The 24,271-nt window shown below is 42.5% G+C and carries 26 protein-coding genes and 1 tRNA gene; 12 read left to right on the top strand and 15 right to left on the bottom strand.

What is annotated here, in order from left to right:
• Positions 1-218 precede the first annotated feature (218 nt).
• Positions 219-731 (bottom strand): DUF3231 family protein, encoded by a 513-nt coding sequence (locus tag ACY8D0_RS26905; RefSeq protein ID WP_462413524.1) that lies wholly within the window; start codon positions 729-731, stop codon positions 219-221.
• A 220-nt stretch (positions 732-951) separates the two neighbouring features.
• Here ACY8D0_RS26905 and ACY8D0_RS26900 point away from each other — a divergent pair, with 220 nt between their 5' ends.
• Complete coding sequence (locus ACY8D0_RS26900) at positions 952-1,674, top strand: YebC/PmpR family DNA-binding transcriptional regulator (protein WP_462413523.1); 723 nt, start codon at positions 952-954, stop codon at positions 1,672-1,674.
• A gap of 27 nt (positions 1,675-1,701) precedes the next feature.
• On the opposite strand, the gene ACY8D0_RS26895 is transcribed toward ACY8D0_RS26900, so the two are convergent.
• Positions 1,702-2,598 (bottom strand): EamA family transporter, encoded by an 897-nt coding sequence (locus ACY8D0_RS26895; protein WP_462413623.1) that lies wholly within the window; start codon positions 2,596-2,598, stop codon positions 1,702-1,704.
• 530 nt (positions 2,599-3,128) lie between these two features.
• Positions 3,129-3,920 carry a GNAT family N-acetyltransferase gene (locus ACY8D0_RS26890; RefSeq protein WP_462413522.1) on the bottom strand — a complete coding sequence of 264 codons (792 nt, stop codon included), beginning with the start codon at positions 3,918-3,920 and terminating at the stop codon, positions 3,129-3,131.
• Between the two features lie 331 nt (positions 3,921-4,251).
• Here ACY8D0_RS26890 and ACY8D0_RS26885 point away from each other — a divergent pair, with 331 nt between their 5' ends.
• Together ACY8D0_RS26885 and pdxR are read left to right on the top strand one after the other, a co-directional pair.
• On the top strand, positions 4,252-4,770 hold the full coding sequence (locus tag ACY8D0_RS26885; RefSeq protein ID WP_462413521.1) for a YbaK/EbsC family protein: 519 nt from the start codon (positions 4,252-4,254) through the stop codon (positions 4,768-4,770).
• Between the two features lie 130 nt (positions 4,771-4,900).
• The gene (pdxR, locus tag ACY8D0_RS26880) at positions 4,901-6,301 is read left to right on the top strand and encodes a MocR-like pyridoxine biosynthesis transcription factor PdxR (RefSeq protein ID WP_462413520.1); all 1,401 of its coding nucleotides are present in this window, start codon (positions 4,901-4,903) and stop codon (positions 6,299-6,301) included.
• 47 nt (positions 6,302-6,348) lie between these two features.
• Here the strand turns inward: pdxR and ACY8D0_RS26875 are convergent, their stop codons facing one another.
• The 3 genes from ACY8D0_RS26875 to ACY8D0_RS26865 form a co-directional block, all read right to left on the bottom strand.
• On the bottom strand, positions 6,349-6,849 hold the full coding sequence (locus ACY8D0_RS26875) for a GNAT family N-acetyltransferase (RefSeq protein ID WP_462413519.1): 501 nt from the start codon (positions 6,847-6,849) through the stop codon (positions 6,349-6,351).
• Positions 6,849-7,745, bottom strand: a complete 897-nt coding sequence (locus ACY8D0_RS26870; protein WP_462413518.1) for an alpha/beta hydrolase — start codon at positions 7,743-7,745, stop codon at positions 6,849-6,851. The genes ACY8D0_RS26875 and ACY8D0_RS26870 overlap by 1 nt, the downstream gene beginning before the upstream one ends.
• 132 nt (positions 7,746-7,877) lie before the next feature.
• Positions 7,878-8,282: a hypothetical protein gene (locus ACY8D0_RS26865; RefSeq protein WP_462413517.1), complete on the bottom strand. Its 405-nt coding sequence runs from the start codon at positions 8,280-8,282 to the stop codon at positions 7,878-7,880.
• 225 nt (positions 8,283-8,507) lie between these two features.
• Between ACY8D0_RS26865 and ACY8D0_RS26860 the strand changes: the two genes are divergently transcribed.
• A complete protein-coding gene (locus ACY8D0_RS26860; protein ID WP_462413516.1) occupies positions 8,508-9,056 on the top strand; it encodes a cysteine hydrolase family protein in 549 nt (182 codons plus the stop codon).
• A 94-nt stretch (positions 9,057-9,150) separates the two neighbouring features.
• Here ACY8D0_RS26860 and ACY8D0_RS26855 read toward each other — a convergent pair.
• Positions 9,151-9,227, bottom strand: a tRNA-Pro gene (locus ACY8D0_RS26855).
• A 197-nt stretch (positions 9,228-9,424) separates the two neighbouring features.
• Between ACY8D0_RS26855 and ACY8D0_RS26850 the strand changes: the two genes are divergently transcribed.
• The 3 genes from ACY8D0_RS26850 (at position 9,425) to ACY8D0_RS26840 (ending at position 11,167) form a co-directional block, all read left to right on the top strand.
• Positions 9,425-9,862, top strand: coding sequence for a GNAT family N-acetyltransferase (locus ACY8D0_RS26850; RefSeq protein WP_462413515.1), 438 nt, complete (start codon positions 9,425-9,427; stop codon positions 9,860-9,862).
• Positions 9,863-9,994: 132 nt separating this feature from the next.
• A complete protein-coding gene (locus ACY8D0_RS26845) occupies positions 9,995-10,681 on the top strand; it encodes a hypothetical protein (protein WP_462413514.1) in 687 nt (228 codons plus the stop codon).
• 183 nt (positions 10,682-10,864) lie between these two features.
• Positions 10,865-11,167, top strand: coding sequence for a GNAT family N-acetyltransferase (locus ACY8D0_RS26840; protein ID WP_462413513.1), 303 nt, complete (start codon positions 10,865-10,867; stop codon positions 11,165-11,167).
• 278 nt (positions 11,168-11,445) lie between these two features.
• Here the strand turns inward: ACY8D0_RS26840 and ACY8D0_RS26835 are convergent, their stop codons facing one another.
• Both ACY8D0_RS26835 and ACY8D0_RS26830 read right to left on the bottom strand, forming a co-directional pair.
• Entirely contained in the window at positions 11,446-12,063 is a 618-nt protein-coding gene (locus tag ACY8D0_RS26835) for an RraA family protein (protein WP_462413512.1), read from the bottom strand.
• Between the two features lie 212 nt (positions 12,064-12,275).
• Complete coding sequence (locus ACY8D0_RS26830) at positions 12,276-12,953, bottom strand: SOS response-associated peptidase (protein ID WP_462413511.1); 678 nt, start codon at positions 12,951-12,953, stop codon at positions 12,276-12,278.
• Positions 12,954-13,228: 275 nt separating this feature from the next.
• Here ACY8D0_RS26830 and ACY8D0_RS26825 point away from each other — a divergent pair, with 275 nt between their 5' ends.
• Positions 13,229-14,002, top strand: a complete 774-nt coding sequence (locus ACY8D0_RS26825; RefSeq protein WP_462413510.1) for a TerC family protein — start codon at positions 13,229-13,231, stop codon at positions 14,000-14,002.
• Positions 14,003-14,114: 112 nt separating this feature from the next.
• Here ACY8D0_RS26825 and treR read toward each other — a convergent pair whose 3' ends face one another.
• Positions 14,115-14,828, bottom strand: a complete 714-nt coding sequence (gene treR / locus ACY8D0_RS26820; protein ID WP_462413509.1) for a trehalose operon repressor — start codon at positions 14,826-14,828, stop codon at positions 14,115-14,117.
• Between the two features lie 191 nt (positions 14,829-15,019).
• Positions 15,020-16,444: a PTS system trehalose-specific EIIBC component gene (treP, locus tag ACY8D0_RS26815; RefSeq protein WP_462413508.1), complete on the bottom strand. Its 1,425-nt coding sequence runs from the start codon at positions 16,442-16,444 to the stop codon at positions 15,020-15,022.
• A 441-nt stretch (positions 16,445-16,885) separates the two neighbouring features.
• Here treP and ACY8D0_RS26810 point away from each other — a divergent pair, with 441 nt between their 5' ends.
• Together ACY8D0_RS26810 and ACY8D0_RS26805 are read left to right on the top strand one after the other, a co-directional pair.
• Positions 16,886-17,440: a GNAT family N-acetyltransferase gene (locus ACY8D0_RS26810; protein WP_462413507.1), complete on the top strand. Its 555-nt coding sequence runs from the start codon at positions 16,886-16,888 to the stop codon at positions 17,438-17,440.
• Between the two features lie 33 nt (positions 17,441-17,473).
• Positions 17,474-17,878: a VOC family protein gene (locus ACY8D0_RS26805; RefSeq protein WP_462413506.1), complete on the top strand. Its 405-nt coding sequence runs from the start codon at positions 17,474-17,476 to the stop codon at positions 17,876-17,878.
• A 273-nt stretch (positions 17,879-18,151) separates the two neighbouring features.
• Here ACY8D0_RS26805 and ACY8D0_RS26800 read toward each other — a convergent pair whose 3' ends face one another.
• The gene (locus ACY8D0_RS26800; RefSeq protein WP_462413505.1) at positions 18,152-18,544 is read right to left on the bottom strand and encodes a thiol-disulfide oxidoreductase DCC family protein; all 393 of its coding nucleotides are present in this window, start codon (positions 18,542-18,544) and stop codon (positions 18,152-18,154) included.
• A 537-nt stretch (positions 18,545-19,081) separates the two neighbouring features.
• Between ACY8D0_RS26800 and ACY8D0_RS26795 the strand changes: the two genes are divergently transcribed.
• On the top strand, positions 19,082-19,348 hold the full coding sequence (locus ACY8D0_RS26795; protein ID WP_462413504.1) for a DUF2500 domain-containing protein: 267 nt from the start codon (positions 19,082-19,084) through the stop codon (positions 19,346-19,348).
• A 396-nt stretch (positions 19,349-19,744) separates the two neighbouring features.
• On the opposite strand, the gene ACY8D0_RS26790 is transcribed toward ACY8D0_RS26795, so the two are convergent.
• Positions 19,745-20,839, bottom strand: coding sequence for a DUF4236 domain-containing protein (locus tag ACY8D0_RS26790; protein ID WP_462413503.1), 1,095 nt, complete (start codon positions 20,837-20,839; stop codon positions 19,745-19,747).
• 231 nt (positions 20,840-21,070) lie between these two features.
• Between ACY8D0_RS26790 and ACY8D0_RS26785 the strand changes: the two genes are divergently transcribed.
• On the top strand, positions 21,071-22,555 hold the full coding sequence (locus ACY8D0_RS26785) for a pyruvate kinase (protein ID WP_462413502.1): 1,485 nt from the start codon (positions 21,071-21,073) through the stop codon (positions 22,553-22,555).
• Between the two features lie 39 nt (positions 22,556-22,594).
• Here the strand turns inward: ACY8D0_RS26785 and ACY8D0_RS26780 are convergent, their stop codons facing one another.
• Positions 22,595-23,917 (bottom strand): D-serine ammonia-lyase, encoded by a 1,323-nt coding sequence (locus tag ACY8D0_RS26780; RefSeq protein WP_462413501.1) that lies wholly within the window; start codon positions 23,915-23,917, stop codon positions 22,595-22,597.
• A gap of 97 nt (positions 23,918-24,014) precedes the next feature.
• Entirely contained in the window at positions 24,015-24,107 is a 93-nt protein-coding gene (locus tag ACY8D0_RS26775) for a YjcZ family sporulation protein (protein WP_462413500.1), read from the bottom strand.
• Between the last annotated feature and the right edge of the window lie 164 nt (positions 24,108-24,271).

Here is a 24,271-nt window from a genome sequence, read left to right as displayed (position 1 = left end):
AATGATGATTGTATTATAAACTAAATCTCATTTTAACGTGTCCACTTTTAAGACTAACCTCACTATGGGACAAAAGGTACAATGAAAGCTGGAGTAATGTCTCATAAAAGCTTTCTATGAGACAAAAGGAACATTAAAAACGGAAGAAATGTCTCATATAGGATTGGAAAAAAGTGGAGTAGAAACCTGTTCTACTCCACACAAAACAAATATACCTATTAACAATCCTCAGCTTTTAATAGGTGCAATGGCGGCGGCACCAGCCAGCCTTTTTCCTTGTTGAGCCTTAAGACTTTGGCTCCTAAGGCGGCTTTTTTTACATGGAATTGTCCAAACATTGTCGCGATATCTTCACGAATGGCTTCGCCGATCATTTTACTGCAGGCCACCAACCCAGCTGCCATATTAGTCGACAGCATAGCGGAAATTTCCGGGTCCATAAATCGAGCTCCCGGAGGAATATCTTCTAAGCAGGCCTTCGGCCGTTCGGGAGGCGTTGGCGGTAACCCGACGCCATTTTCCTTTAAGAGATTTTCAATTTGCTCTACTTCATTCTGACAATTCTCAATGGCTTCTATTAAAATCTTTTGCAAATCATCATCGCCGGCATGATTCAAATGCGTTTGATAACCGGCAATCAACCCCTTGGCAGCCATCAAAAAAGACCACGCACCAAATACTTCGCCATAATGCAAAGGTTCATTTTTAGGATTCCCACTTAAAATGCCCATTTTTGCCCTCCTCTTAAATTTCGCAAAGTTACATCACTAGATTTTGCTGTTTTTTTAAAAAAATACAATCAGATGTCAAGAATATAGGAGTTTAAGTCCACCTAAATATGAAAAATGCGGTATAATATTTTCTGTCCATCATTTTTGTGTTAAGATAGTTTTGCTTAATACCTTCAATTTAACAGTAAATTAAGATTTAATCGGGAAAGAGAGTGTTTATATGGGTCGTAAGTGGAATAACATTAAAGATAAAAAAGCGGAAAAAGATAAAAGCACGAGCCGGGTTTATGCCAAATTTGGCCGGGAAATTTATGTTGCCGCCAGAAAAGGCGTACCGGATCCCGAGGGAAACCAAGCATTAAAATTCGTTCTCGAACGCGCGAAAACGTATAATGTGCCTAGACATATCATTGACCGCGCTATTGAAAAAGCAAAAGGCGGCGCTGATGAAAACTTTGATGAACTGCGCTACGAAGGTTTTGGTCCAAACGGTTCCATGATTATCGTGGATGCCTTAACCAATAACGTCAATCGTACTGCATCAGAAGTTCGTGCTGCTTTTGGTAAAAACGGCGGGAACATGGGTGTCAGTGGTTCGGTTGCTTATATGTTCGATTCTACTGCTGTCATTGGTGTGGAAGGAAAAACAGAGGAAGAGGTTCTTGAGCTGTTAATGGAAGCGGATGTCGATGTTCGTGACGTAGTAGCTGAAGACGATGAACAAGTGATTGTCTATGCTGAACCAGATCAGTTCCGTGCTGTTCAGGAAGCATTTAAAAATGCCGGTATTACAGAGTTTACTGTAGCAGAGTTATCGATGTTAGCACAAAACGATATCACTTTACCGGAAGATGTAGTACCAAAGTTTGAAAAATTAATTGACGCTCTAGAAGATTTAGAGGACGTTCAACAGGTTTATCATAACGTTAATCTAGAGGATTAAAAAAAGCAGACACATCGTCTGCTTTTTTTATGATCTTTTCCCAGCGGATAAAATAAAAATAGTAGCAATAATGGCTAACGAGCCAATCCATTCCGCCAGTCCAAACGAAACCTGGAGCCAAGCGACCGCCAAGAAAGCGGCTGATAAAGGCTCGGCGCAGGCAAGCAGGCTTGCCTCGGATGCTTTGATATAATTCAAACTCTCCATATAGCAAAAAAATGGGATGATCGTACCGAAAATAATTACAAAAATAACAGCAACGAAAGCAGGCAGCGACCAATCCCCTTGGAAACTCCAGGGTGGATGGACGAAGGAAAATGCTGCTCCCCCAATCAGCATGCCCCAGCCCACTGTTACCAGTGAACCGAATTTTGACAGCAGGTTGGCTGGATATAGCGTGTAAAAAGCTAGTGCAAAAGCCGAAAGGATTCCCCAGCCAAATGCTGGTACAGAAATAGAAAGGGTCTGAAGGTTTCCTCTGGTCACGAGTAAAAAGGTACCGGATAATGCCAGCATAATCGCAATCGTCTCAAGTTTTGTTGGCAGGCTCTTGGACCGCATGCTGAAATAGCAGGCAATGAGGACGGGAGCAAGATACTGCAAGACGGTTGCTGTGGCCGCATTACCGTGTTCAATGGCTGCAAAATAGGTATATTGAACACCAAGCATCCCAACCAGCCCAAAAAATGTCAGCTGAAAGATATCCCGTTTCGTTTTCCAAACTGCCCAGATATTTTGCTTCCCGGAGGCTTGAGCAAACATTAGCATGCCGATGCCGGCCAAAAGCAGCCTGACAACCACAAGCCAGCCCGAGCTAAAGCCTTGCTGGTGAAACAAGAACTGGGCAATTGTACCGGAAACGCCCCATAAAATAGCCGCAATTAATACGAAAATAATGCCCTTTGTCCTTGGATAGGACAGCATGGCACCATGTGAATTCAACAGAATCCCTCCCTGTGCAGATATCCGAAATGATAAAATTAACAATATAGCAAAAATTATAACATTGATTTTAGGAAAATTCTAAATAATAATTCTATTATTCCAGCCATTATGCGATTTTGGGTCAGAATTCTGGCATTTTTTTTGAAAACCCGATAGGATAAGAAGGTAAATTGTTAGAAGGGTGAGGGAGAAATGCAAATCACAGATCAGGCTCGCGATGTATTGAAGCAATTGTTCCAAAACCGTGAAGCCAAACATGTTCGTGTCTTTTTTGCAGGCTATGGCTGAAGTGATCCGGAGGTAGGACTGGCTCTGGAGGAGCCGGCTGAAAATGATATTTTAGTAACAATCAATGAGATTCAGGTCGCCATTGACCCTGACATCGAATTTTTTACCGAGGGGCTTGTACTCGATTTTGACCAGGACGGCAATGGACTTATGTTATTGGGACAAGATAGTTGTTGCTAGACAAGAGAAAGGGAGTTTCGTTATATTGAAACTCCCTTTTATTATTGTTCTTGAATTTCTTTGATGCTCTTTCCGGATAAAAACGCATGTCCGGTGTTGATTACTCCGGCCGTTTCAAATCCATACCTGGCATAGACTTTTTCGACCCGCTCATTAATCGGAAACACCCAGAAGTTTTCAATTCCGCGCTTGGCCACTTCTTCTTGTAAAAAATATATCAGTTCCCCAATAAGTCCTTTGCCACGATAACCTTCCATTGTGGCAACACTCTCCATACGGGCCTGACCGTCATGTGAAAATATGCTGGCGGTCGAACAAGGAATCCCTTCATACCGGAGAAGATAATGGGTATAGGAGGGATGCTGAAATTCTTCAGCAAATGCCTTTTCTCTTACCGCTTTCCCTCCGAACTCCTTTATACTGCATTCGATGTCCAGAGCTTTGTGATAATTGGAATTTGTCACGGTTTCAATGGTGACTTTGTAATTAGGGGCATGCTGTGGTTTCTGCCCGTTCCAAATCTGTATTGGATGCACTAATTCTTCAAATCGAAAATGATTTGCAGCTAATTCCTCCCTAAACGGTGACAAATTTTCCAAGTTGTAGAGATAAAACCGCGGTATAATGTTTTTTTGCTGATAAAAAGTGATCACTTCGTCAATAACCGCTTTTGCTCCTTTAGGATTTTCACTTATTTCCGCATGATTGGCATCATAATAAATCGGTTGGTTTTCGTTGTAAAAAAGCTTGCCCCAAGAAGTATTGATTCGGTTAGCAAATGTATCAAGGTAAACGGTTTCCAATTCCAATACCTTTTGCAGTAGATTTTTCAAAGTAGTATCCTCCATAAATTGATTATTTTCCTTAGGTAAATGTAGATTTATCCAACATCTAGCAGCACTTCCTTTACTATACCAGAAAGACAAGTTATTAGATTAGCAAGCTGTAGATATATTTAGCAAACGAGCTCAATGGCTTTTGCTAGTGATAAATCAAACGCAGCTAAATGTAAGATATCATAACGCTAGCAGTATGCTAAAGAAATTCTAGGATGCAATAGTCCTTAACGCTTTACAACGGAAGAGAGGTAAAGTGTTTTTGTTGTATTTCTACGGTATAATTGTTATCATACTTGATAAATTGGACTGGGGAAGGATGAAAATCATGTCATTGGAAAGTGTAAAAGCCCATTTCCAACAATGGGATCGGGAAAAAGATATTATGGAATTTGAAACCTTGAGTGCCACTGTCGACCAGGCAGCCAACACGATTGGTGTCATCCCGGCCCGAATTGCGAAAACCTTGTCATTTAGGGGCGAAGATGAACGGGCCATATTAGTAGTTGCCGCAGGAGATGCCAAAATCGATAACAAAAAGTTTCGGCAAACGTTTGGTTTCAAGGCTCGGATGTTGTCACCGGAAGAGGTTTACGAACAGACAGGCCACTTGATTGGAGGAGTATGTCCGTTTGGCTTGAAAAACAACCTCGTTGTTTATTTGGATGTGTCCATGAAACGGTTTGAGACTCTGTTCCCGGCATGCGGCAGCCAAAATTCTGCCATCGAATTAACCTGCCAGGAAATTGAACAATATTCCTTTGCGAAGGAATGGGTGGATGTTTGCAAAGGTTGGGAAGAGACCGAGCACAAGGAAGAAGAAGCGGTTAGCCAGACCCAAAATTAATCAAATACATAAAAAATAGCAATCGCTTGTGATTGCTATTTTTATTTAAGGACTTTCTGGCAATGGCGCTATATAATGAAACTAATGATTGTGCGCTAAAGGTGCCAACAAATTCAGGGAGAAGAAACACATGATTGAGATCACTCCGATTTTGGATCCCTCAAGCAGGGAACCTTTGTATATGCAGCTGGCCGATTATTTAAAAGATGAAATCTTTACGGGAAGAATTAAACCACAGGAAAAGCTGCCGTCCAAAAGGCATTTGGCCGATTATTTAGGCTTGAGTATAAACACCATTCAGGCTGCCTATGACCAATTGAGCGCAGAAGGTTTTGTGGTAAGCAGGCCGCGCCAGGGATCATTTGTGGCTGTCCTGGAAGAGGATTTTTTAAAAAGGAAAATTCCTCACTCCGAAGCCATTACAAGAGACATTACAAAGAATGATATAAAAATAGATTTTAATTCTGGCAGGGTGGACTTGGGGCATTTCCCGTTTGCAGTTTGGAGAAAACTAACCATACAGTCTCTTTATGAGGACCAATCGGGTATTTTTTATAATGGTTCTCCCCAAGGGGAAAGGCATCTGCGGGAACAAATAGCCAATTATCTATTTGCTTCAAGAGGGGTCAAATGTACGGCGGACCAAATTATTATCGGTGCCGGCACCCAAGTTCTCATGGGACTTTTGGTTTTATTGATTGGCAAAGAAAATGTATATGCACTGGAAGATCCAGGTTTTCATCGTGTCCGTACCGTTTTGGACCACCACGAGATTCCCTTTGTGCCCGTTCCCCTGGATGACGCGGGAATGGAAATGCGAACACTAAAAGAGAGCTCTGCCACTGTTGCCTATGTGACCCCATCGCATCAATTTCCAATGGGGATTGTCATGCCGATCGCCCGAAGAATCGAACTCCTCAAATGGGCAGAAGAGATGGACGGCTATATTATTGAAGATGATTATGACGGGGAATACCGTTATAAAGGGAAGCCGATTCCTTCGTTGCAAGGACTCGATACAGAAGGAAAGGTCATCTATTTAGGAACATTTTCTAAATCGTTGATCCCCTCAATCAGAATCAGCTATTTGGTTTTGCCGACAAAGCTTCTCAAAATCTATCAAGAAGGTTTTACCGTTTATAAACAAACCGTGTCCCGGCTTCATCAAGAAACCCTATTCCAGTTTATGAACGAAGGATATTGGCAAAGTCATTTAAATAAAATGAGAACTCTTTACCGTAAAAAACATGGGACTTTGTTGGGAGCTGCTGGGAGATTATTTGGTAATCAGGTTGAGGTTATAGGTGAAAAATCAGGTCTCCACGTCGTTTTAGCAGTAAATAATCATATGTCTGAAGACGAACTGATCCAGTCCGCATTGAAATTAGGGGTTAAGGTATACCCTTTGTCGATTTACTATGCCAATTCACCTACAAAAGCTGGACCGAAAGTGGTTGTTGGTTTTGGTGGTTTAACGGAACAACAAATTGAAAAGGGAATGGAACTTTTATGTAAAGCATGGTTTATTTAGTACAAAAAGGCATCAGGTTGTTCCCTGATGCCTTTTATTTGAAAAAGCTATGAAAGTAATTTACCCATGTAGTATTCGTCAATATATTGTCCATCAATGATTAAAGAGTGCCGTTTCACTCCTTCTACCTCAAAGCCCATTTTTTTATAAAGGCTAACGGCAGCCTCGTTATGGCACATGACGGTTAGTTCTAGCCGGCGGACATGGTTTGCAGCTGCCCAGTTTTCCAACTCGGTAAATAATTGGGTGCCAATTCCTTTCCCTGTGTAGTCTTGAAGAATCCCAACGACAATATATGCACTGTGACTAATTCTTTTTTTACCTTCACGAAAGGCCCCCAGATATCCGATCAGTTTTCCCTCTGTCTCACAAATCAGTATCGTGGATAGGTTCTCCTCCAATATGGCTTTGATTCGCTGGTTTTGCTGTTCTAATGTGGTCTTTCGTTCCCCAGGCTCAAATAGCATAAATCTCGTTTCTGTATCCAGTTTCCTGCATAATTCGAGATAATTCTCCGCATCGGAAGGTTTTATTTTTCTAATGATCATTAAGACTCAAGCCGCTCTTTCACAAATTCACCAATTTCACTAATAGACTGTTGTCCTTCTGGTATGGCGAACGTTTGGAACACGTGCCACATGCCATCCCAAACTTTCAAGACTGCGTCTCCGCCGGCAGCGTTGACTCGATCGACAAGCCGCTCCGAATCACTTAGAAGAATCTCATCGTTACCCACATGTACAAGCATTGGCGGCAATCCACTTAAGTCCGCATAAATAGGGGAGACAATCGGGTTTTTCGGATCCAGATCACGAATATACAAGGCCGGGGCCACACGCGTTTGAGCCGGTTTCAACCACGGATCGGCTTCCGAACGTGTTTCCATTGATTCTCCGGTTACGGCCAAATCTGTCCATGGAGACAAGAGAACCGCCAAAGCAGGAAGCGGATCACCCGCATCCTTAAGAGTTAGTAATGTGGAGAGAGTTAAACCGCCGCCGGCAGAATCCCCTCCGATGATGATTTTTTCAGTAGCCACACCGGTTGATAGCAGCCAGCGGTAGACGGTCATGGCATCCTCAAGGGCTGCTGGATATGGATGTTCGGGTGCGAGCCGGTATTCAGGTACTAACACACGAGCGCCGGTGGAACGTGATAATTTGGAAGCCAAGTACCGATGCGTATTGCAGCTGCCCATTATGTATGCACCGCCATGCAAGTATAAGAAAACCCGGTCACTCTCAGCCGTTGGAGCTGTAACCCATTCAGCCGGTATGTCCCCAATAAACAGCTTTTCGATTTTAATATCCGCTGCCACAGGGGTTAAACCGGATAATGCCTCCAAGCCTTGCCTTGCTGCGGCAATGTCCGTTGCGGATGAAGCTTGGTTACTCATGGATGCTTTTAAAAATTGTTTTATCATGATACTTTCTTGACTGGCCATGATTCCATCTCCTCATAATCTAAGTGTGTTCAATCATATAATAATTCGATGTTGCACTGGGATATCCTCCAAGGTTTTTCGATACCTATATTATTTCAAAAAAAAATCCCCTCAATATGGGGGAGTTAACAGCTATCTTGGCGTTAATGGTTTGACTGAGATAGCAGGGGAGATGGTGGTCACGATGCATCCATCTAATTGGTCGGGGCTGACCAGCCCAAGGCTTAAAGCAGCTTTGATCTTCTGATCATCAGGCTTTTTTACGACTTGGATCAGGTCATTTAATTGCATCTCTTCCAATTTTTTAACAGTTTCTTCCTCTTTGTATTTTTCTGTTTTCCTGATTTGTCTTTGAAGTTTATAACCGCTTATGGTGATTTCTGCTTTTTGGTCGAATCCTGCCAAATGATTCAAATAGTCTTGAAAGACCTCTTTGAGCCCGTTCATTTCCAGTTCAATTTCTTTTTTTCGTTTATTTAGTTCATAATACCTAACTAGCATATCCCCAGTAATTACGGTTTGTTCATGGTTTGGCATGTGACCGCCTCCTTAGCGAACGTACATTCCATTTTATGGTCTCTATGAAAAAAGTAGTACATATTTTGAAGAAACCAATTGGAAAATTTTTCGTCAATTAACTTGAAGACCAAAATTTCCAGTAATTGTCATATTAATAGGTGGCTAATACAGTCATTTGATTCCGATTAGTGGAAATTAAATAGCTCTTTAAAACTATAATTCTATGAAGTGGGAGTGGTGGAAATGAAGCAAAAGAAATCGGCTTTAATACTTATTGACCTGCAGGTGGGTCCCCTTTATGGCGTGTATAAACGGGAAGAAACGCTGGCAGTGATTCAGGATGTAATTAGGAAAGTAGAAGAGGAGGATATTCCGATTTTTTACATTCAACACGAAGAACAACCTGGAGGGTTCTTGGAAAGGGGAGCACCGTTCTGGGGCTTTGCTGAAGGAATTGCTCCAAGAGAATCTGATTTCGTAATACATAAACAAAGCACCGACTCCTTCTTTGAAACGCCATTGCATCAGGAGTTAACCACACTCGGTATTACCGACCTAGTAGTCGCGGGGGCGAGGACAGAGTACTGCGTCGACACCACATGCCGCAGAGCCATAACCTTAGGCTATGATGTCACACTCATAGCAGATGGCCATACAACCGCCGATGGAATCATCCCGGCCGAAAAGATAATCCAACACCACAACCATAACCTAAGCACCATAAAAACCACAGCCAACGAAATAAAGGTAATCCCAAGACAGAACCTTTCCCCCAGTGCTTTACAGCGTTAATGGAACGGGGGCCTGTCCCCCGGCGCTTTACAGCGCTAAACCAATTGGGATCATAAAAAGCCCATCTGTGTAAGATGGGCTGAGTTATGATTTGTGGTCGGAAAGACAGGATTCGAACCTGCGACCCCCAGTACCCCATACTGGTGCTCTACCAAACTGAGCTACTTCCCGATTATGGCAAGTTTTATTTGATTAGTATGTTTATTAAGATTATACAGAAAACTATTATCTCCTTCAAGAAAAAATCGCTTACAGGATTGTTTTTTATTTCAGGTTGGCAAGGATTTGTGCAATTTGTGTCGAATTATTGAATTGTGCCTATTATTCATGTTAACTAGATCTAACAATAATGGCAGGGGGATTTTATATTGACTATTCAATTAGCAACACTTAAAGAATTGGATCAAGTGGCTGAACTGCTTGATTTATACAGACAGTTTTATAAGCAAGAGCCTGATGTGGCCGGCGCTAAAGAGTTTTTAAGGCAGCGGATGGTGAACAAGGAATCGGTGGTTTTTGTCGCTTTTGATGGGGAAGAAGCGGTAGGTTTTGTCCAATTGTATCCCTCTTTTTCGTCTGTCAGCATGAAACGCTCGTGGATTTTAAATGATTTGTATGTGAAAAAGCACGCCCGCACCCAACGCTACGGAGAGAAATTAATCAAACGTTCAATTGAATTTGCCAAAGAAACGGGAGCTAAAGGAATTTCACTTGAAACGGCGGATGATAACTATCCGGCCCAGCGTCTTTATGAAAAAATTGGATTTAAGCAAGAAACTAACTTTTTTTATTATTTTTCCTTATAAAATCACTTGATGTTACAGCAGGTTCCTCACCTTAACTTCCGTTGATTTTGCTTAATATAGGGAATTTGCCTAATCCTTATTTTCAGTTTAGTCATAGTCTAGACTGTAACCTATATAAGGAGAGATGCTCTGATGTTTAATCAACAACCTACTGGTGGTTTTAGTAGTTATGGGGAATCACCTGATATGAGCGGACATGAGACAATGATGACTCCCGGTATGCCGGGTACCAGCGGAATGGGAATGAGTCCTGGCATGGGAGGAACCGGCGGAATGGGAATGAGTCCTGGCATGGGAGGAACCGGCGGAATGGGAATGAGTCCTGGCATGGGAGGCCACGGCGGGATGGGAATGAGTCCTGGCATGGGAGGCCACGGCGGGATGGGAATGAGTCCCGGCATGGGAGGAACCAGCGGGATGGGAATGAGTCCTGGCATGGGAGGAACTGGCGGGATGGGAATGAGTCCCGGCATGGGAGGAACCAGCGGGATGGGAATGAGTCCTGGCATGGGAGGAACCAGCGGGATGGGAATGAGTCCTGGCATGGGAGGAACCAGCGGGATGGGAATGAATCCTGGCATGGCCGGTTTTGGAGGAATGGGAGGATATCCCGGCATGACCGGATTTGGAGGAACAGGAGGATTTCCGACTAGTTATAGTGGCAGTCTGGGGGGACATCCCTTTATGCATGGATTGGGAAGTTATCCTGTTACAAGCGTTTTCGGAGGGACATCGGGCTTCCCAGGATATTGGGGACATCCTGGTCATCCCGGATATGGGGGCTATCCTGGTTACCCCGGCTGGTTTGGAAGGTATTAAACCATAGGCGAAAAGAACATCTGAGTTTAAGCACAACAGAAAAGGATGCTGCTCTGCATCCTTTTCAAATCAAACCATTTTAAAAAGTAAAATAGATTCAAAGACTACATAGAATGGAAAAACGGTCAGTATCAACCCAAACAGTGTTGGAATTTTCGTATAAAAGGCGGGGGAGGAATGATTTTGCCAGATCCAGTCCGGTTGGGATTTTATCAGCCAACCTATAAACAGCAGATGGTGAATTACATTTTAACTGACGAACAAACCCAATTTACAGCCCATCCTAAAGCCGCATTGGCTGCTTGTGAAAAAGATGACGAAAGGTTCCCTGTTATCATTTTCTATCATGACACTCCTGCAGGATTCTTCGTTCTCCATGGGTGGCGGGGCGTACAAGAGTACTGCGATAATGAAAACGCCCTTCTGTTAAGAGCTTTTTCGGTCCAGTCATCCTATCAGGGAAAGGGTATCGCCCAACATTCATAAAAATTGCTGCCAGAGTTTGTCCGGACCCAATTTCCCGACAAAAACGAAGTGATGCTTTGCGTCAATTTGAACAATACAAGGGCGCAGTATGTTTATAAAAAATTAGGGTTTCAGGACAGAGGCTTAAGGGCAATGGGAAGAAAAGGGGAAATGTTCATCTATCACATGAATCTCTCTGATTAAACCATCCAGTTCTTAACGTAAAAAAAAGCAAGAGAGCAGGTGTTGAAACCCGCTCTTTTGCTTTTTTATGTATATCCCAATGCGTGTAATGACTTTTATTTAGAAAATAATTGATCAAGATGTTTCCTAACCGCTTCAGGATTCCCCGAAATGTTTGCTTCCCGGTCTTCGTCTCTTTTTAGTATTTCCTTTGCTTTCATCAAGACTTCATGTTCTATGGCCTGAGGAACCACCACTACGCCATCGGCATCCCCGACAATGAGATCTCCAGGGTGTACGGTCATGCCGCCGCAGGAAATCGGAATATTGATTTCGCCAACCCCGGCTTTGCCGCTTGCCGCCACAGTCGTTCCCTTACAAAAGACAGGATAGTTTAGTTGTTTGATTCCAACGATGTCCCGAATCACACCGTCCACCACTAATCCGCCAATTTCAAGGGTCTTCATCATCCCGGCAACAAAATCACCGGCAATCGCCCTGTACGAATCCCCTTTGGCATCCACCACTATGATATCACCCGGTTTTGCTTCCCTGATGGCTTTTAAAACAGCCAGGTTGTCTCCCACCGGGATTTGAACGGTAAACGCTCTGCCAGCAAGTTTGAATTCTTCCTTTAATGGTTTAATAGTAGGATGGAGGTTGTTTAAGCCATTCATACTATCCGAAATACACGTTGTCGGCAGCGAACTAAACTGGGTTACCATACTATCCATCAAAATTCCCCCTAATATCTATTTGTCACTTCTATTATATAATAGTTTTAATCTTTTAAAAAATCTAAAAGAAACAAAGTTGGGGGAGGTAGGGATAAAAAAGAAGCGGCTAACAGCCGCTTCAAAGAAGGAAAAACTAAATGGGTAATATAATCTATGCCATGGCTTGTTCAACCATGTAGTCAACTTGTCCTGCCTGAACAAAAATGGGCTTAACAAATTTTTTGGATAAGTTCCACGGAATTATTTTTAGGCGAATTGACCATGGGAGAGACTTCGTATGCCTCCATTTCATTCTGATCAAACGGGACTAACAAGCTTTGTAAAACGTTGAAATCAGTTGTGGAAGGACTTAACCAGGTTTTTTCATCTTCTGGCTTTAAAATAACAGGCATACGGTCATGAATACCCGACATTAACCCGTTAGGTACAGTCGTAACCACCGTGCAGGAAAAAACGGATTCTCCTGCAGGAGATTTCCAATGCTCCCATAATCCTGCCATGCCAAATAGATTTCCTGTTTTCATTTTTATCCGCATGGGTGTTTTGGTTTGATCCCCATGCCGTTTCCATTCATAGAAACTATCGGCAATGATTAAACATCGCTTTTTCCGATAAGATTGACGGAAACTCGGTTTTTCTGCCAATGTTTCCGCCCTTGCATTAATCAATTTGTTGCCAATGGACGGATCTTTTGCCCAAGAAGGAATCAGCCCCCATTTTAAAAATCCCATCCGGTTTGCGTGCCCATCGTTAATCACGGCCAAAACTGAATGCGATGGGGCTATGTTATAGCTTGCGGCATAGCTCTCCTCATCCAGAAAAGACTCTATGTCAAATCGGTCAATCAGTTCATCCACTGTTGCAGTTAAGGTAAAACGGCCGCACATTCTCATCACCTCAAGGTTTAAACGATATTCCTATTGTAGCAAAAATAGATATTTTTGAAACCTTTCTTCCTATCTCTGCGTATGTAACGTATAGAATGCAGCCCATACGGCTTCATTTTATTATTTCCCTTAGTGGCCACTGAGGAGAATCCACAAAAAGTGAAACATACCAAACTTTTTGTCACACACTGATTTTGATGATAGGTACCTGATTCATGGACATTCAGTCATAGTAGATTAGAAGAATAATAACTTTTTTTGAAGGAGGAAAATAATTGGAAATATGGCAACAGGTGATGGAAACATATGCCTCGTTCTTTGATTGGGGGATGTGGGTTGAGGTATTATCCGATCCCGTTTCTTGGGGGTACATAGGTACTTTGGTCATTTTAGAAGGACTGCTATCAGCAGACAATGCCTTAGTTTTAGCCGTAATGGTGAAGCATCTTCCACCGCAGCAGCGTAAAAAGGCATTGACATACGGGCTATTTGGCGCCTATTTCTTCCGGTTTGTTTTTATCGGTCTTGGCATGCTGCTGATAAAATTCTGGTGGATAAAAGTACTTGGTGCCGCCTACTTGGCTTGGTTGGTAGTCAAACATTTTTGGCTGGGCGAAAAAGAGGGAGATGCCGAGGAAGTCAAGAAAGATGGTTGGCTCGTCCGGACTTTCGGAGTGTTTTGGGGTACGGTAATATCCGTTGAGTTAATGGATATTGCCTTCTCGGCAGATAGTATTTTAGCAGCATTTGCGGTTTCCGAGAAGGTTTGGATTCTCCTAATCGGCGGAATGCTGGGCATCCTGATGATGCGGACTGTCGCTAAGTTTTTCTTGGTGTTAATTGACAAAGTTCCTGAGTTGGAAAATACGGCATTCATATTGATTGCCATTATCGCAGTCAAAATGTTTGCCAGTGTATTTGGAATCCATATTGATCATATCGTCTTTTTCGGCCTATTAATTTTGGCGTTCCTTGCTACGTTCGTTGTCCATTATCGTAATGAAAAAAAGAAGCTTCATTCTGAAACAGCAACGGCAAAAGAAAAATAGTTCATTCTATGTAAAAAAGGCCTTATCCGGGTGTTGTAACCGGGTAAGGCTTTTTTGAACGATAAAATAAATGATTGACGTTGAGAATGGTCTAGCTCCAGTGCCTTAGTGCCTAGTGTGTCCGCCGTGCAAAATCGACAAATCGGAATTTATCGGGACGGTGTCGGGATTCGGTGTACTGAAACAGGCTGGCGTCATCCAGATAGACATGGCTTTTGATGACCACCACATTGTGGTAGCCTTCTAGGTCAAGCAAGGACCGGTCTTCGTCTGTCGGCTCCTCGACGACAATTTCTTTTTTAGCAAAGCTGATGGTCAAGTTTAACTCTTTTTCAAGATATTCGTAAATAGAGTTCTCGCTGATTTCCCGTGAGAGGAGCGGAACGTACTTTTTATTTAAAAAGTCTTTATCGAGAATAATTTTTTCCCCGCCAATTTCTCTTGTCCGCACACTTTTCCATACCTGATCTTTGGACGAGAGCTGAAGTTGCTCTTTGATAAAATGGTCGGGTTTCATTAAGGAAAGCTCGTTGACGATTGTACGATGGCGGCTGTTCAACTTATCCGCTAATTCCTTAAAGCTAACCAGCCCGGAAATAGGGAAGTCAAACTTATTGACGTCAATGACAATTGAACCTTTACCGCGGACCTTTTGGATAAAGCCATTCTGCGACAGTAAGTTTAACGCTTTTCGAATGGTTTCCCGTGACGTGTTAAACTGTTCCGCCAATTCATTTTCAGAAGGTAAAAGTGAATGGGGCACTAGTTGTCCGCCTTTAATTTTTTCCACTATGGTATTATAAATGGTTATATACTTATTGGTCATAAAAGGCATCTCCGTTATATACATAATCGATTCATGTGAACACGGCCGGATTAGGGACTGGTTATATCCTTTTAACTTGAGAGTAACATGTTCACTTCTATATCATCAAGAGAAAACTCGAATTGCTGCCTGTTGATGGATCCGAAGTAGAAAAGGAGGGAGACCGGCTCCCTCCTTATTGGAGTTTTTCACTATTTTTTAAAAGGCAGCTTTTTTAATCCTGTTTTTGCAAAAATGAGAGTCAAGATGAATGGGACTACAATGGCAATGGCCATGCAAATCGCAAACATTAACATATGCTGCGGTTGAATGGATAGGATACCAGGCAGACCGCCGACACCAATCGAGTTGGCCATAACGCCGCTGCCGACGGATACAACTGCTGCACACATCGAACCAATCATGGCTGCAAGGAACGGGAATCCATATTTTAAGTTGATACCAAACATCGCTGGTTCGGTTACCCCAAGGTAACAAGAAATGGCAGCAGGGATGGAAACTTGTTTCTCTTCTTCATCTTTGCGGTTGAGATAAATCATCGCAAGAACCGCTGAGCCTTGTGCGATATTTGAAAGAGCAATCATTGGCCAAAGGTTGGTACCATTGAGTTCACTCATCAATTGCAGGTCAATCGCATTGGTCATGTGGTGCAAGCCTGTAATAACCAATGGCGCGTATGCGAATCCAAAGATTGCGGCGAACAACCAGCCAAATGCAGAAGTTAAGCTGGAATAGACGACATGAGAGATCCCAGAACCGATTGCCCAGCCGATAGGGCCTAAAACGGTGTGAGCAATTAAAACAGTTGGAACTAACGCTAAGAACGGCACGACAATCATTGAAATTGAATTGGGAACAACTTTGCGTAATCTTGTTTCTAAAAATGCCAGTACGAGTCCTGCTAAAATCGCAGGAATAACTTGAGCTTGGTAACCGATCATTTCTATTTTAGCAAAACCGAAATCCCAAACCGGAATATCTTTGGCACCGGCAACAGCATAAGCGTTCAGCAATTGCGGTGATACTAGCGTAATACCTAGCACGATACCGAGAATTTGCGATGCACCCATCTTTTTCGCAACCGACCAAGTGATGCCGACTGGAAGGAAGTGGAACACAGCTTCACCTATCAACCATAGGAATGAGTGGACGCCGGCCCAGAATTGTGACACTTCAATAATCGTTTTGGTTCCGTCGTCAAGAAGCTTAATATCACCGATGATATTCCTGAAGCCGAGAATCAAACCTCCGACCACAAGTGCCGGAATCAATGGGGTAAAGATATCGGCGAGGTGGGCCATAACTCGTTGCAGCCAATTCATATTTTGTTTTGCCGCTACTTTGGCACTTTCCTTGGTAGTCCCGTCCACACCTGCAAGTTTGATAAAGTCATTGTAGAAGCTTGCCACTTCATTTCCAATAATCACCTGGAATTGGCCTGCTTGGGTGAATGTCCCTTTTACAAGCTTCATTCCTTCTATTCTTTCAATATTTGCTTTTTTAGGGTCGTTTAGAACAAAGCGCATTCTTGTGGAACAATGCGTTACCGCCGCAATATTATCATTGCCGCCGATATGTTCTAGTAATTCCTTTGCTGGATCTGTGTATTTCGACATGTTTTTTCCCCCTTTAATAGTGCAAGATGCCATTTTTCATTATTTGTTTTTATCTCCACTTTATACAGCGTTTTCATTTATCATACCTGTATATACAAGTTTTGATTACGTTTTCATTCTAACTTGTATATACAGGTATGTCAACAGGATTATTCAATTATATTAAAAGGAAATTTCAGCCAATATTAATGGCATTTTTCCTATTCTTTAAGACTTTGGATGCGTTTTTTCTTTATTGCGTTAAATCGTTGAAAGAATATTTAGAAAATGGTAAAATAATCTTGTTTAAATTCTTCTGAGTTTAGACCTCCTAATTTGAGATTTTGCCAAATTGGTAAAGTCTTGTTTGGGCCCTTGACATGTTGTTCAAGGGCTCCTTTTTTTGTTTTGAGCTTATATGCTATGATATAGGGGAAATTCACATTGTGGGGGATTATAAAGTTGGAGTTCAGAACTTTTGATGGTTGGAACCGAGAAATCTGGGAAAAGGTCAGTCACATTTATCAACAAGCATTTGCCACTAAAGGCGGAAAACCAGAAAAGGTGATCCGTAACATGCTAATGAAGGAACTTTGCACCTTACATATTGTTTATATGGAGGACCGTGCTGTCGGGATGGCTTTAACTGGAAGATTAAAGGGACATTCAGCCTTAATCATTGATTACTTGGCCGTAGACCAAGCTTTACGAAACCAAGGGATTGGGCGTAGGCTGGTCCACTACATAATCAATTGGGCTTCAACGTCAGGACGATTTGACAGGATTATCATCGAGGTCGAGGCTGAAGCATCCGAACAAAATAACGGCCGTAAACACTTTTGGCAGGAATGCGGTTTTACTCCAACAGACTATTTTCACCAATACATATGGGTACCAGAACCTTATCAGGCTATGTACCTGCATTTAGACCCGGATTCTGCGGACCGTGAAGATGGGAAAGAGCTGTTTCGCTATATTGGTAAGTTCCACAAGGAAAGTTTTAAGGGAATGAAATAATGCTTAACAACGCATAAACTAGGAGGAGTATAAATGAGAGGACAAGCAACACCTTACTTCATGTTTACTGGAAATTGCCGGGAGGCTTTGGAGTTTTATCAAAGTATATTTGGCGGGGAAGTTTCCGATTTGCAAACCTATGAGCAAGCGGGATATAAGGTGCCAGGGGCAGAAAATTTACTAATTCATGCCCGCTTCCGTAAAGATGATTTGTTCATTATGGCTTCAGATGCCTCACCAGGTTCCTCCATTGTTGTAGGAAATAATATTTCATTGGCATTGGATTTTGAAAGTGAAGAAGAAATTCAGAGAGTATATGATGCACTCCGTAAAAATGGCACGATTCACATGGAATTACAGGATACTTACTGGGGGGCCAAGTACGGAAAAGTCAAGGATGCCTACGGAATCAGTTGGGACTTGAACTATCAGAAATGACAGTTGCAATGCCATCCAATCCACTGCAACAATCAATATGACCCGATTAACACCCGATCGGGGTTATTTTACCAGAGAACGGTCGTTAATAAGCAGGATTAACGCCGGTTCGCGGTCGTTTTATCAGAGAACGGTCGTTAATAAGCCAGATTAACGCCGGTTCGCGGTCATTTTATTAGAGAACGGTCGTTAATAAAGCAGGATTAACGACCGACCGGAGTTAATTTAACAGACAACGGTCGTTAATATATTAGGGGGATGATTAAAGGTTCTTCAATCCAAGAACCGTGTTTTCCATTCAGGCAGTGGGAGCATGCAGCTTTCATTTTTGCCAAACCATTTATAACGGTTGCGGGCAACAAACTGATAGAATCCGTCCCGAAAGGGTGTAGGAATGACGAATAAGATGGTAAGTAACTTCCAGCCGCCTTTCAATTGGCGGCATACTCTAAGGGCAGCAGTAGATTTCATATATACAGTATCATCTTCTATTAAAATAAAGCTGCCCATGTTAGGGGGGAGGTTGAACTTTCTTATCAGCTCTTGCCCTGCTTTGCCTTGGAGCGAAGCAAAATGATGCAATCCCTTTGGGTCTCTTTGTAAAATAAATTGGACGCTGCGGTTGCAAAGATTACATACCCCGTCGAATAGAATAATCCTCTTCATTTTTTTCACCAACCCACTTTCCGTATAGTATGAGTGTATCATATGTTCTTCTAAGATGGTTGATATCACAAGATTTAGAAGTGTTGTTAATCCAAATGGAGCCTGATATAGCGGAATTAGAGATATGGGATGGGGGAGAGGGAAGTGGATTTTGACCAAGGTTTTCAGCTGTTTAATTTTATGAGAATGTTAGGATAAGTTAACGGGAATCCTCCTTTTTTAAAAAAGGAGATGGTAGTCAGCCCTCCGTCCTTGTACAAAAATTCAGATTATGATGCTCTATCGTTAAGAACATTTGTTCTGTGATAACTGAATCATAAGGGGGATGTGACAAGGAAACAGTTACCACGTAAAATGATTCCTGTACGTGTAGGAATAACCTACAAACTTGGATTTTCTACGGCTGGAACGGCCGGAAGTCACGCTCGTGGAGAGTGAGGCATGAGTCGCTCAATGAAACGAAAAGCTCTTCATTTGAATGAAGAATAGTTCACTCCCAATCATTATATTGATCATATTTGGAAGTATTGTTTTTCATTGTTTCGTAGTATAAAACAGTGGAGCTCAAATAATAAACAACCCGGTTTAAAAGTTTCAGCCGCTGTGGTTTCCAAACGCACCAAAGTAAGGGGAGGGGGACCTAACCAGCGCGCATCCACTAGTTATTTTGTCACTTTTCAATATGAAAGCGGTAACAGAACGGAGTTCAGAATCAATGGACGGGAATACGGACAATTAGCTGAGGGGGATGAGGGTGAACTATCCTTCCAGGGGACAAGATATCTTGGATTTAGGATAAGTTAACGGGAAATCCTCCTTTATTAAAAAAAGGAGATGGTAGTCAGCCCTCCGTCCTTGTACAAAAATTCAGATTATGATACTTTATCATTAAGAACATTCGTTCTGTGATAACTGAATCATAAGGGGGGGTGTGACAAGGAAACAGTTGCCACGTAAAATGATTCCTGTACGTGTAGGAATAACCTACAAACTTGGATTTTCTACAGCTGGAACGGCCGGAAGTCACGCTCGTGGAGAGTGAGGTATGAGTCGTTCAATGAAACGAGAAGCTCTTCATTTGAATGAAGAGTAGTTCACTCGCAGTCAAACCGGGGCATAAAAAGAAGAAACCTAAGAGCCATGCGCTGCTTAGGTTTTCTCTTTTTCATGTCTGAAGGTATTGGGGTTTCGCCATTCCCTCTAACTTAATTCTTCCCCAACATCCTCAAAGCCTTGGGTTTTCTTGAAATTCATTTTGTGCTGAAAGTTGGACAATGAGTCAGATGGGTCCAATTGGGCAAAATTGAGCCGGTTCATCGTAAGACGGTCGTATTTAACAGATAAAATCGTGAGTTTTTCCATGTGACCGGTGGCTGCATTAATCCGGTCCTCGTATGCATGGACAAAAACATTCGTAATCGGAAGCAATGCCAGCATGTCCCTGGCAATTCTTAAGGCGCAGCTGCATACATAATCTTGGTAGATATCATAATAAGCCGTCTTCGTTAGGTTCTTCTCTGATAATTTTCCTGTTTTGGTAAGAGTAAGAGCTTTGTTGGGAATCACGGTTTCTGCATTCACGTCAAACGATACATGAATTTCATATGGGTTATCCGTGCCGAATTCAAAGCCGCTGCCAAACTCGACAAGATCATCGAGGGGAGCCATTTCTTGAATGACTTCATAATAAGCCTCAATATCGCGATATAGCACCCGTTCCGCCAGATCATGCATTTGCTTCCAACCATTTAACAAATCCATATCCTGTACCCTTGCCGTTTCAATGGCTTTTTGGAGCTGCCTTACTTTTGTCTCATCCCGGTTAAACAGCCGATCCATCAAGCCAGGCTGATAAGATTCAAGTTGCTGGCGGGCCGCTAGGGTATTGGGGCCTTCCTGGCCAGGTTGGAAGGGAGGCAGGCGCCGGAGAATTTCCCGCCAATCGATAGAATCGTCACATTCATGGTGGATGGAGCGAATCTGTTCCAGCCGGTTTTCATATAAATCCACCTGAAGCCTTGCGTAATCCATTTCCTCTAGCTTCTGCTGCTCCCTTTGGAGTCTTGCCAGTTCGTTTCGTCTTTGATAGGCAGGGGTTTTATAGGATTTTCCTCCCGTGGTTGTGGAATAAGATAAGCCCGATCCCGGAATCCCCACGGTTGTTGTCCTTCTTCCACTGCTGTGAATCGAATATCTTAACCCCGGTCCACCAAAACTAACGCCAACCCCGGTTTTACCCAAATTCATTCTGATCCCCGGAGCAATTTTAAAGCTCTTGCGAAACCTTAAGCCCATTGTCTTTCCTTCTTTCAAAAAACGTTGTTTATAAAAATTATCACATTGCGATGGGAAAATTACAATACGAAGCACCATCTGGACCCGCTTTGTTAGGACCTTGACCATTTGCAGTTCTGTAGGATGAAGTTACAAAGATAAATATACGACATACAATGAAATGATTAGAATCTGGTTTATTTTTCAATTAACTAAAAGGTGTTTTTATTTTTTTGTGGGAGCGAAAGAGCTGTGACATTGACTAAACAAGAAGAGCTCATACAGCAAATAATGAATATTTATTTTCATATGAAACAGGTCTGCGAACCAACCATTGGGAAGTATCCTTTAAAAGAGGGCGCAGCGAATCGTGATAATTTACTAGCTTACTTAGCCATGCTAGAAAAATTTGATCTATTAATCGAGCAGGAGCTAATGAAAAGCGGATTAGCATCACTTAAACAGTCCCATCGTCACATGGTGTTTAGCTTTATCCAAATTTTAAACCGATTAGGAATTCAGGAACTGCCTCCATCCCAGATTTCCATCGTCACTCCTGCAGAATCAGAAGCCATTTTGCGGAAACGCACCGAGGATTTATTCGGAAAAAGGGAAAGCACACTACCAACATCTGTGATGGTGACATTAGATGAATCTATGATTTACCGGCCGCAAATCATGGAAAATCTATTGATCAATGGCATGCACATTGCACGAATCAATTGTGCCCACCATGATGAGAACATTTGGAGAAAATTCATCATCACGCTCCGTGAAACAGAGCAAAAGTTATGGGAAGAGGGCAAGAATTTTGGCAGATGTAAAGTGTTTATGGATTTAGCAGGTCCTAAGCTGCGCATTGGAAGATTGAAATCCAACGGTATTTTAGTAGTTAAAGGAGATTTACTTCGTTTATACCTAAATCCGGACCGAATTGGCCACCCGGCAACCGAAGCAGAGCCTGCTGGTGTTCCTGTGACCAACGAAAAAGCATTTCGCAATGTCCGGGTAGGGGATCCGGCTTTTATTGATGATGGGAAAATTCAGGGCAAGATTCAAAAAATCACGGCAGAGTATATCCAGTTGGAAATTATTTCACCAGCGGTCCGGCCGCAAAAAGTCAAAGAACAGAAGGGACTTAACTTGCCGGATTCTCTTATCTCCCTGAATGTCCCGGCACTCACTGAAAAAGATCTTCGTGACCTGCCTTTTGTAACAAAGTATGCCGATATAGTGGGCATCTCTTTTGTTCACTCTCCACTTGATTTGAAAAAACTAAGGGATGAAGTAGAACGGCACGGTGCGCCCAACCTGGCAGTAGTGGCCAAAATTGAAACAAAAGATGCCATCCATCATTTAGCGCGCATCATTCTGGAAGGGTTACATTTCGAAAAGTTCGGAATCATGATCGCTCGAGGGGATCTGGCGGTAGAGGTGGGGTTAGAAAACATGTCTTATGTCCAAGAAGAAATTCTAACGATTTGTTCAGCCGCATTCATTCCGGTCATCTGGGCTACAGGGGTGTTGGAAAGAATGACCAAAAAGGGCATTCCGGCCCGCTCTGAAATGACGGATGCTGTTCAAGGTCTGCGGGCAGAATGTATTATGCTGAATAAAGGGCCTTATATTGTGGAGTCAGTCAAGCTGTTGAACAAGCTAATTAGAATAGGAAACCACCCCAACATACGTAAACAAGCACCTAGCAGTAAGCATGTTGACCAATATGGGATCTTTTAAAGTCTCGTGAACTATTACGCATTTCAATAGTTCTAATACCTACCGCAGCGCATTTCCTATTTTGTAATACCTTTCCATCTCGAGCTTTGGAACCATGCTCCCGCCCGTTGCCCAAACAATATGGGTACCCTTGTTTATTTTGTTCAACAAATTGCCGCTTTGTAAGTACCCGCCCTGATCTTGATTTAATAAAATGGGGCCTTTCATTCCGGCTAAGGCAGACGGTTCTAAATAAAAATTTTCAGAGTCTGCAAGGATTTTAAGCAGCTTAAATAGCTCTTCATCGCGAATCGTATAGCACCCGCTTAATATTGGATCCATAACCTTGCTAACAAATCCGGAAGGTCTGCCAACAGCGAGGCCGTCCGCTTCTGTGTGATTATCCAGTCCTATATCTTGTACGGAAATTTGATCATATAGGCCAGTCATTAAACCGAGCAGCATACAGGGGGAATGAGTAGGTTCCGCAAAAAAGCAGTGAACATGTTCCTGAAACATGAGCTTTAAGCCGAACGCAATACCACCTGGTCCACCGCCAACTCCACACGGCAAATATACAAATAGCGGGTGTTCGTCATCAACCTGAATATGTAAACTGTCTAACTGTGTCTTGAAGCGGACTGCAGCGGTGGCATAGCCTAGAAATAAGTCTTGGGAATTCTCATCGTCAACAAAATGGGATAAAGGGTCTGCCTGTGATTGAAGTCTTCCTGATTCAACAGCTTTGCTATAATCGGCTTCATACTCCACCACTTTGACATTCTTGCTTCGGAGCAAGTCTTTTTTCCATTGTTTCGCATCAACTGACATATGGACGGTGACGTTAAAGCCGAGTCTTGCACTGATAATTCCGATACTCAAGCCCAGATTTCCGGTCGAACCCACAGCAATGGAGTACTGGGAGAAAAAGGTGCGAAACCTTTCACTGTCCAAAATGGAATAATCATCATCAAAAGTTAATAAGTTATGTTCGATTGCCAGCTTCTCGGCGTGTTTTAAAACCTCATAAATCCCGCCACGGGCTTTGATTGACCCTGAGATTGGCAGGTGGCTATCGCATTTTAACCATAACTCGCCTTTTATCGCTTGACCGTACACCTGTTCTAATTGTTTCTTCATCTTCGGAATTTTAACTAGCGGAGATTCAATGATTCCGTTTGAAGACTGTGTTTCAGGAAATACCTTGGCAATGTATGGGGCAAATCGAGTTAAGCGTTCGTTTGCTTCGCTTACATCTGAAAAATTAATCGGAGTTTGTTTGATGGCCGCTTCGCCCTTTTTTCGATTCGGATTAAGCCAGAAAACTTCTTCGGCGGACATCAACCTTTCAAGTAACGGGAAGGATTCAGCATTTATTTTCACTTGGTCCGGACCTCCTTTTCGTTCAGTTTATCATAAAAAATCGGCCAATTTTGGAAATTGGCCGATCTTTTTTAGTCGATCATTTTAGACCTATGCCTTAATAATATAAGTAGCTAGTACCTACAATGATCAGAAGAATAAAGAGAACAACAATTAAAGCAAAGCCTGCTCCCATACCTTGACCGCTCATACTTTCACCTCCTAAGTCATAGTTCAATACAGCATATGTAAGAATGGAATTTCACGTATAGACAAACATGCCAATTGTGAACATAATCATTTTTAAAATTTTTCTTACAGTCTAAAATTTGACAGAAAGCGGAGTTCTCCTTTACAATTGTCTCGATTTCGAGA

The sequence above is a fragment of the Neobacillus camarae genome, from assembly GCF_054950115.1.
The sequence above is the reverse complement of the archived record's forward strand: the minus strand, read 5'-3'. Positions and strand labels throughout refer to the sequence as shown.

Excerpts from the sequence above, each read along its gene's own strand:
- pdxR (WP_462413520.1), top strand. The coding sequence starts at position 4,901 with ATGATTGAGATCACTCCGATTTTGGATCCCTCAAGCAGGGAACCTTTG.
- ACY8D0_RS26900 (WP_462413523.1), top strand. The coding sequence starts at position 952 with ATGGGTCGTAAGTGGAATAACATTAAAGATAAAAAAGCGGAAAAAGAT.
- ACY8D0_RS26835 (WP_462413512.1), bottom strand. The coding sequence starts at position 12,063 with ATGGATAGTATGGTAACCCAGTTTAGTTCGCTGCCGACAACGTGTATT.
- ACY8D0_RS26775 (WP_462413500.1), bottom strand. The coding sequence starts at position 24,107 with ATGAGCGGTCAAGGTATGGGAGCAGGCTTTGCTTTAATTGTTGTTCTC.
- ACY8D0_RS26805 (WP_462413506.1), top strand. The coding sequence starts at position 17,474 with ATGAGAGGACAAGCAACACCTTACTTCATGTTTACTGGAAATTGCCGG.
- ACY8D0_RS26865 (WP_462413517.1), bottom strand. The coding sequence starts at position 8,282 with ATGCCAAACCATGAACAAACCGTAATTACTGGGGATATGCTAGTTAGG.
- ACY8D0_RS26800 (WP_462413505.1), bottom strand. The coding sequence starts at position 18,544 with ATGAAGAGGATTATTCTATTCGACGGGGTATGTAATCTTTGCAACCGC.
- ACY8D0_RS26845 (WP_462413514.1), top strand. The coding sequence starts at position 9,995 with ATGTTTAATCAACAACCTACTGGTGGTTTTAGTAGTTATGGGGAATCA.
- ACY8D0_RS26895 (WP_462413623.1), bottom strand. The coding sequence starts at position 2,598 with ATGCTGTCCTATCCAAGGACAAAGGGCATTATTTTCGTATTAATTGCG.
- ACY8D0_RS26860 (WP_462413516.1), top strand. The coding sequence starts at position 8,508 with ATGAAGCAAAAGAAATCGGCTTTAATACTTATTGACCTGCAGGTGGGT.
- ACY8D0_RS26885 (WP_462413521.1), top strand. The coding sequence starts at position 4,252 with ATGTCATTGGAAAGTGTAAAAGCCCATTTCCAACAATGGGATCGGGAA.
- ACY8D0_RS26905 (WP_462413524.1), bottom strand. The coding sequence starts at position 731 with ATGGGCATTTTAAGTGGGAATCCTAAAAATGAACCTTTGCATTATGGC.
- treR (WP_462413509.1), bottom strand. The coding sequence starts at position 14,828 with ATGACCAATAAGTATATAACCATTTATAATACCATAGTGGAAAAAATT.
- ACY8D0_RS26830 (WP_462413511.1), bottom strand. The coding sequence starts at position 12,953 with ATGTGCGGCCGTTTTACCTTAACTGCAACAGTGGATGAACTGATTGAC.
- treP (WP_462413508.1), bottom strand. The coding sequence starts at position 16,444 with ATGTCGAAATACACAGATCCAGCAAAGGAATTACTAGAACATATCGGC.
- ACY8D0_RS26875 (WP_462413519.1), bottom strand. The coding sequence starts at position 6,849 with ATGATCATTAGAAAAATAAAACCTTCCGATGCGGAGAATTATCTCGAA.
- ACY8D0_RS26790 (WP_462413503.1), bottom strand. The coding sequence starts at position 20,839 with ATGGGCTTAAGGTTTCGCAAGAGCTTTAAAATTGCTCCGGGGATCAGA.
- ACY8D0_RS26870 (WP_462413518.1), bottom strand. The coding sequence starts at position 7,745 with ATGGCCAGTCAAGAAAGTATCATGATAAAACAATTTTTAAAAGCATCC.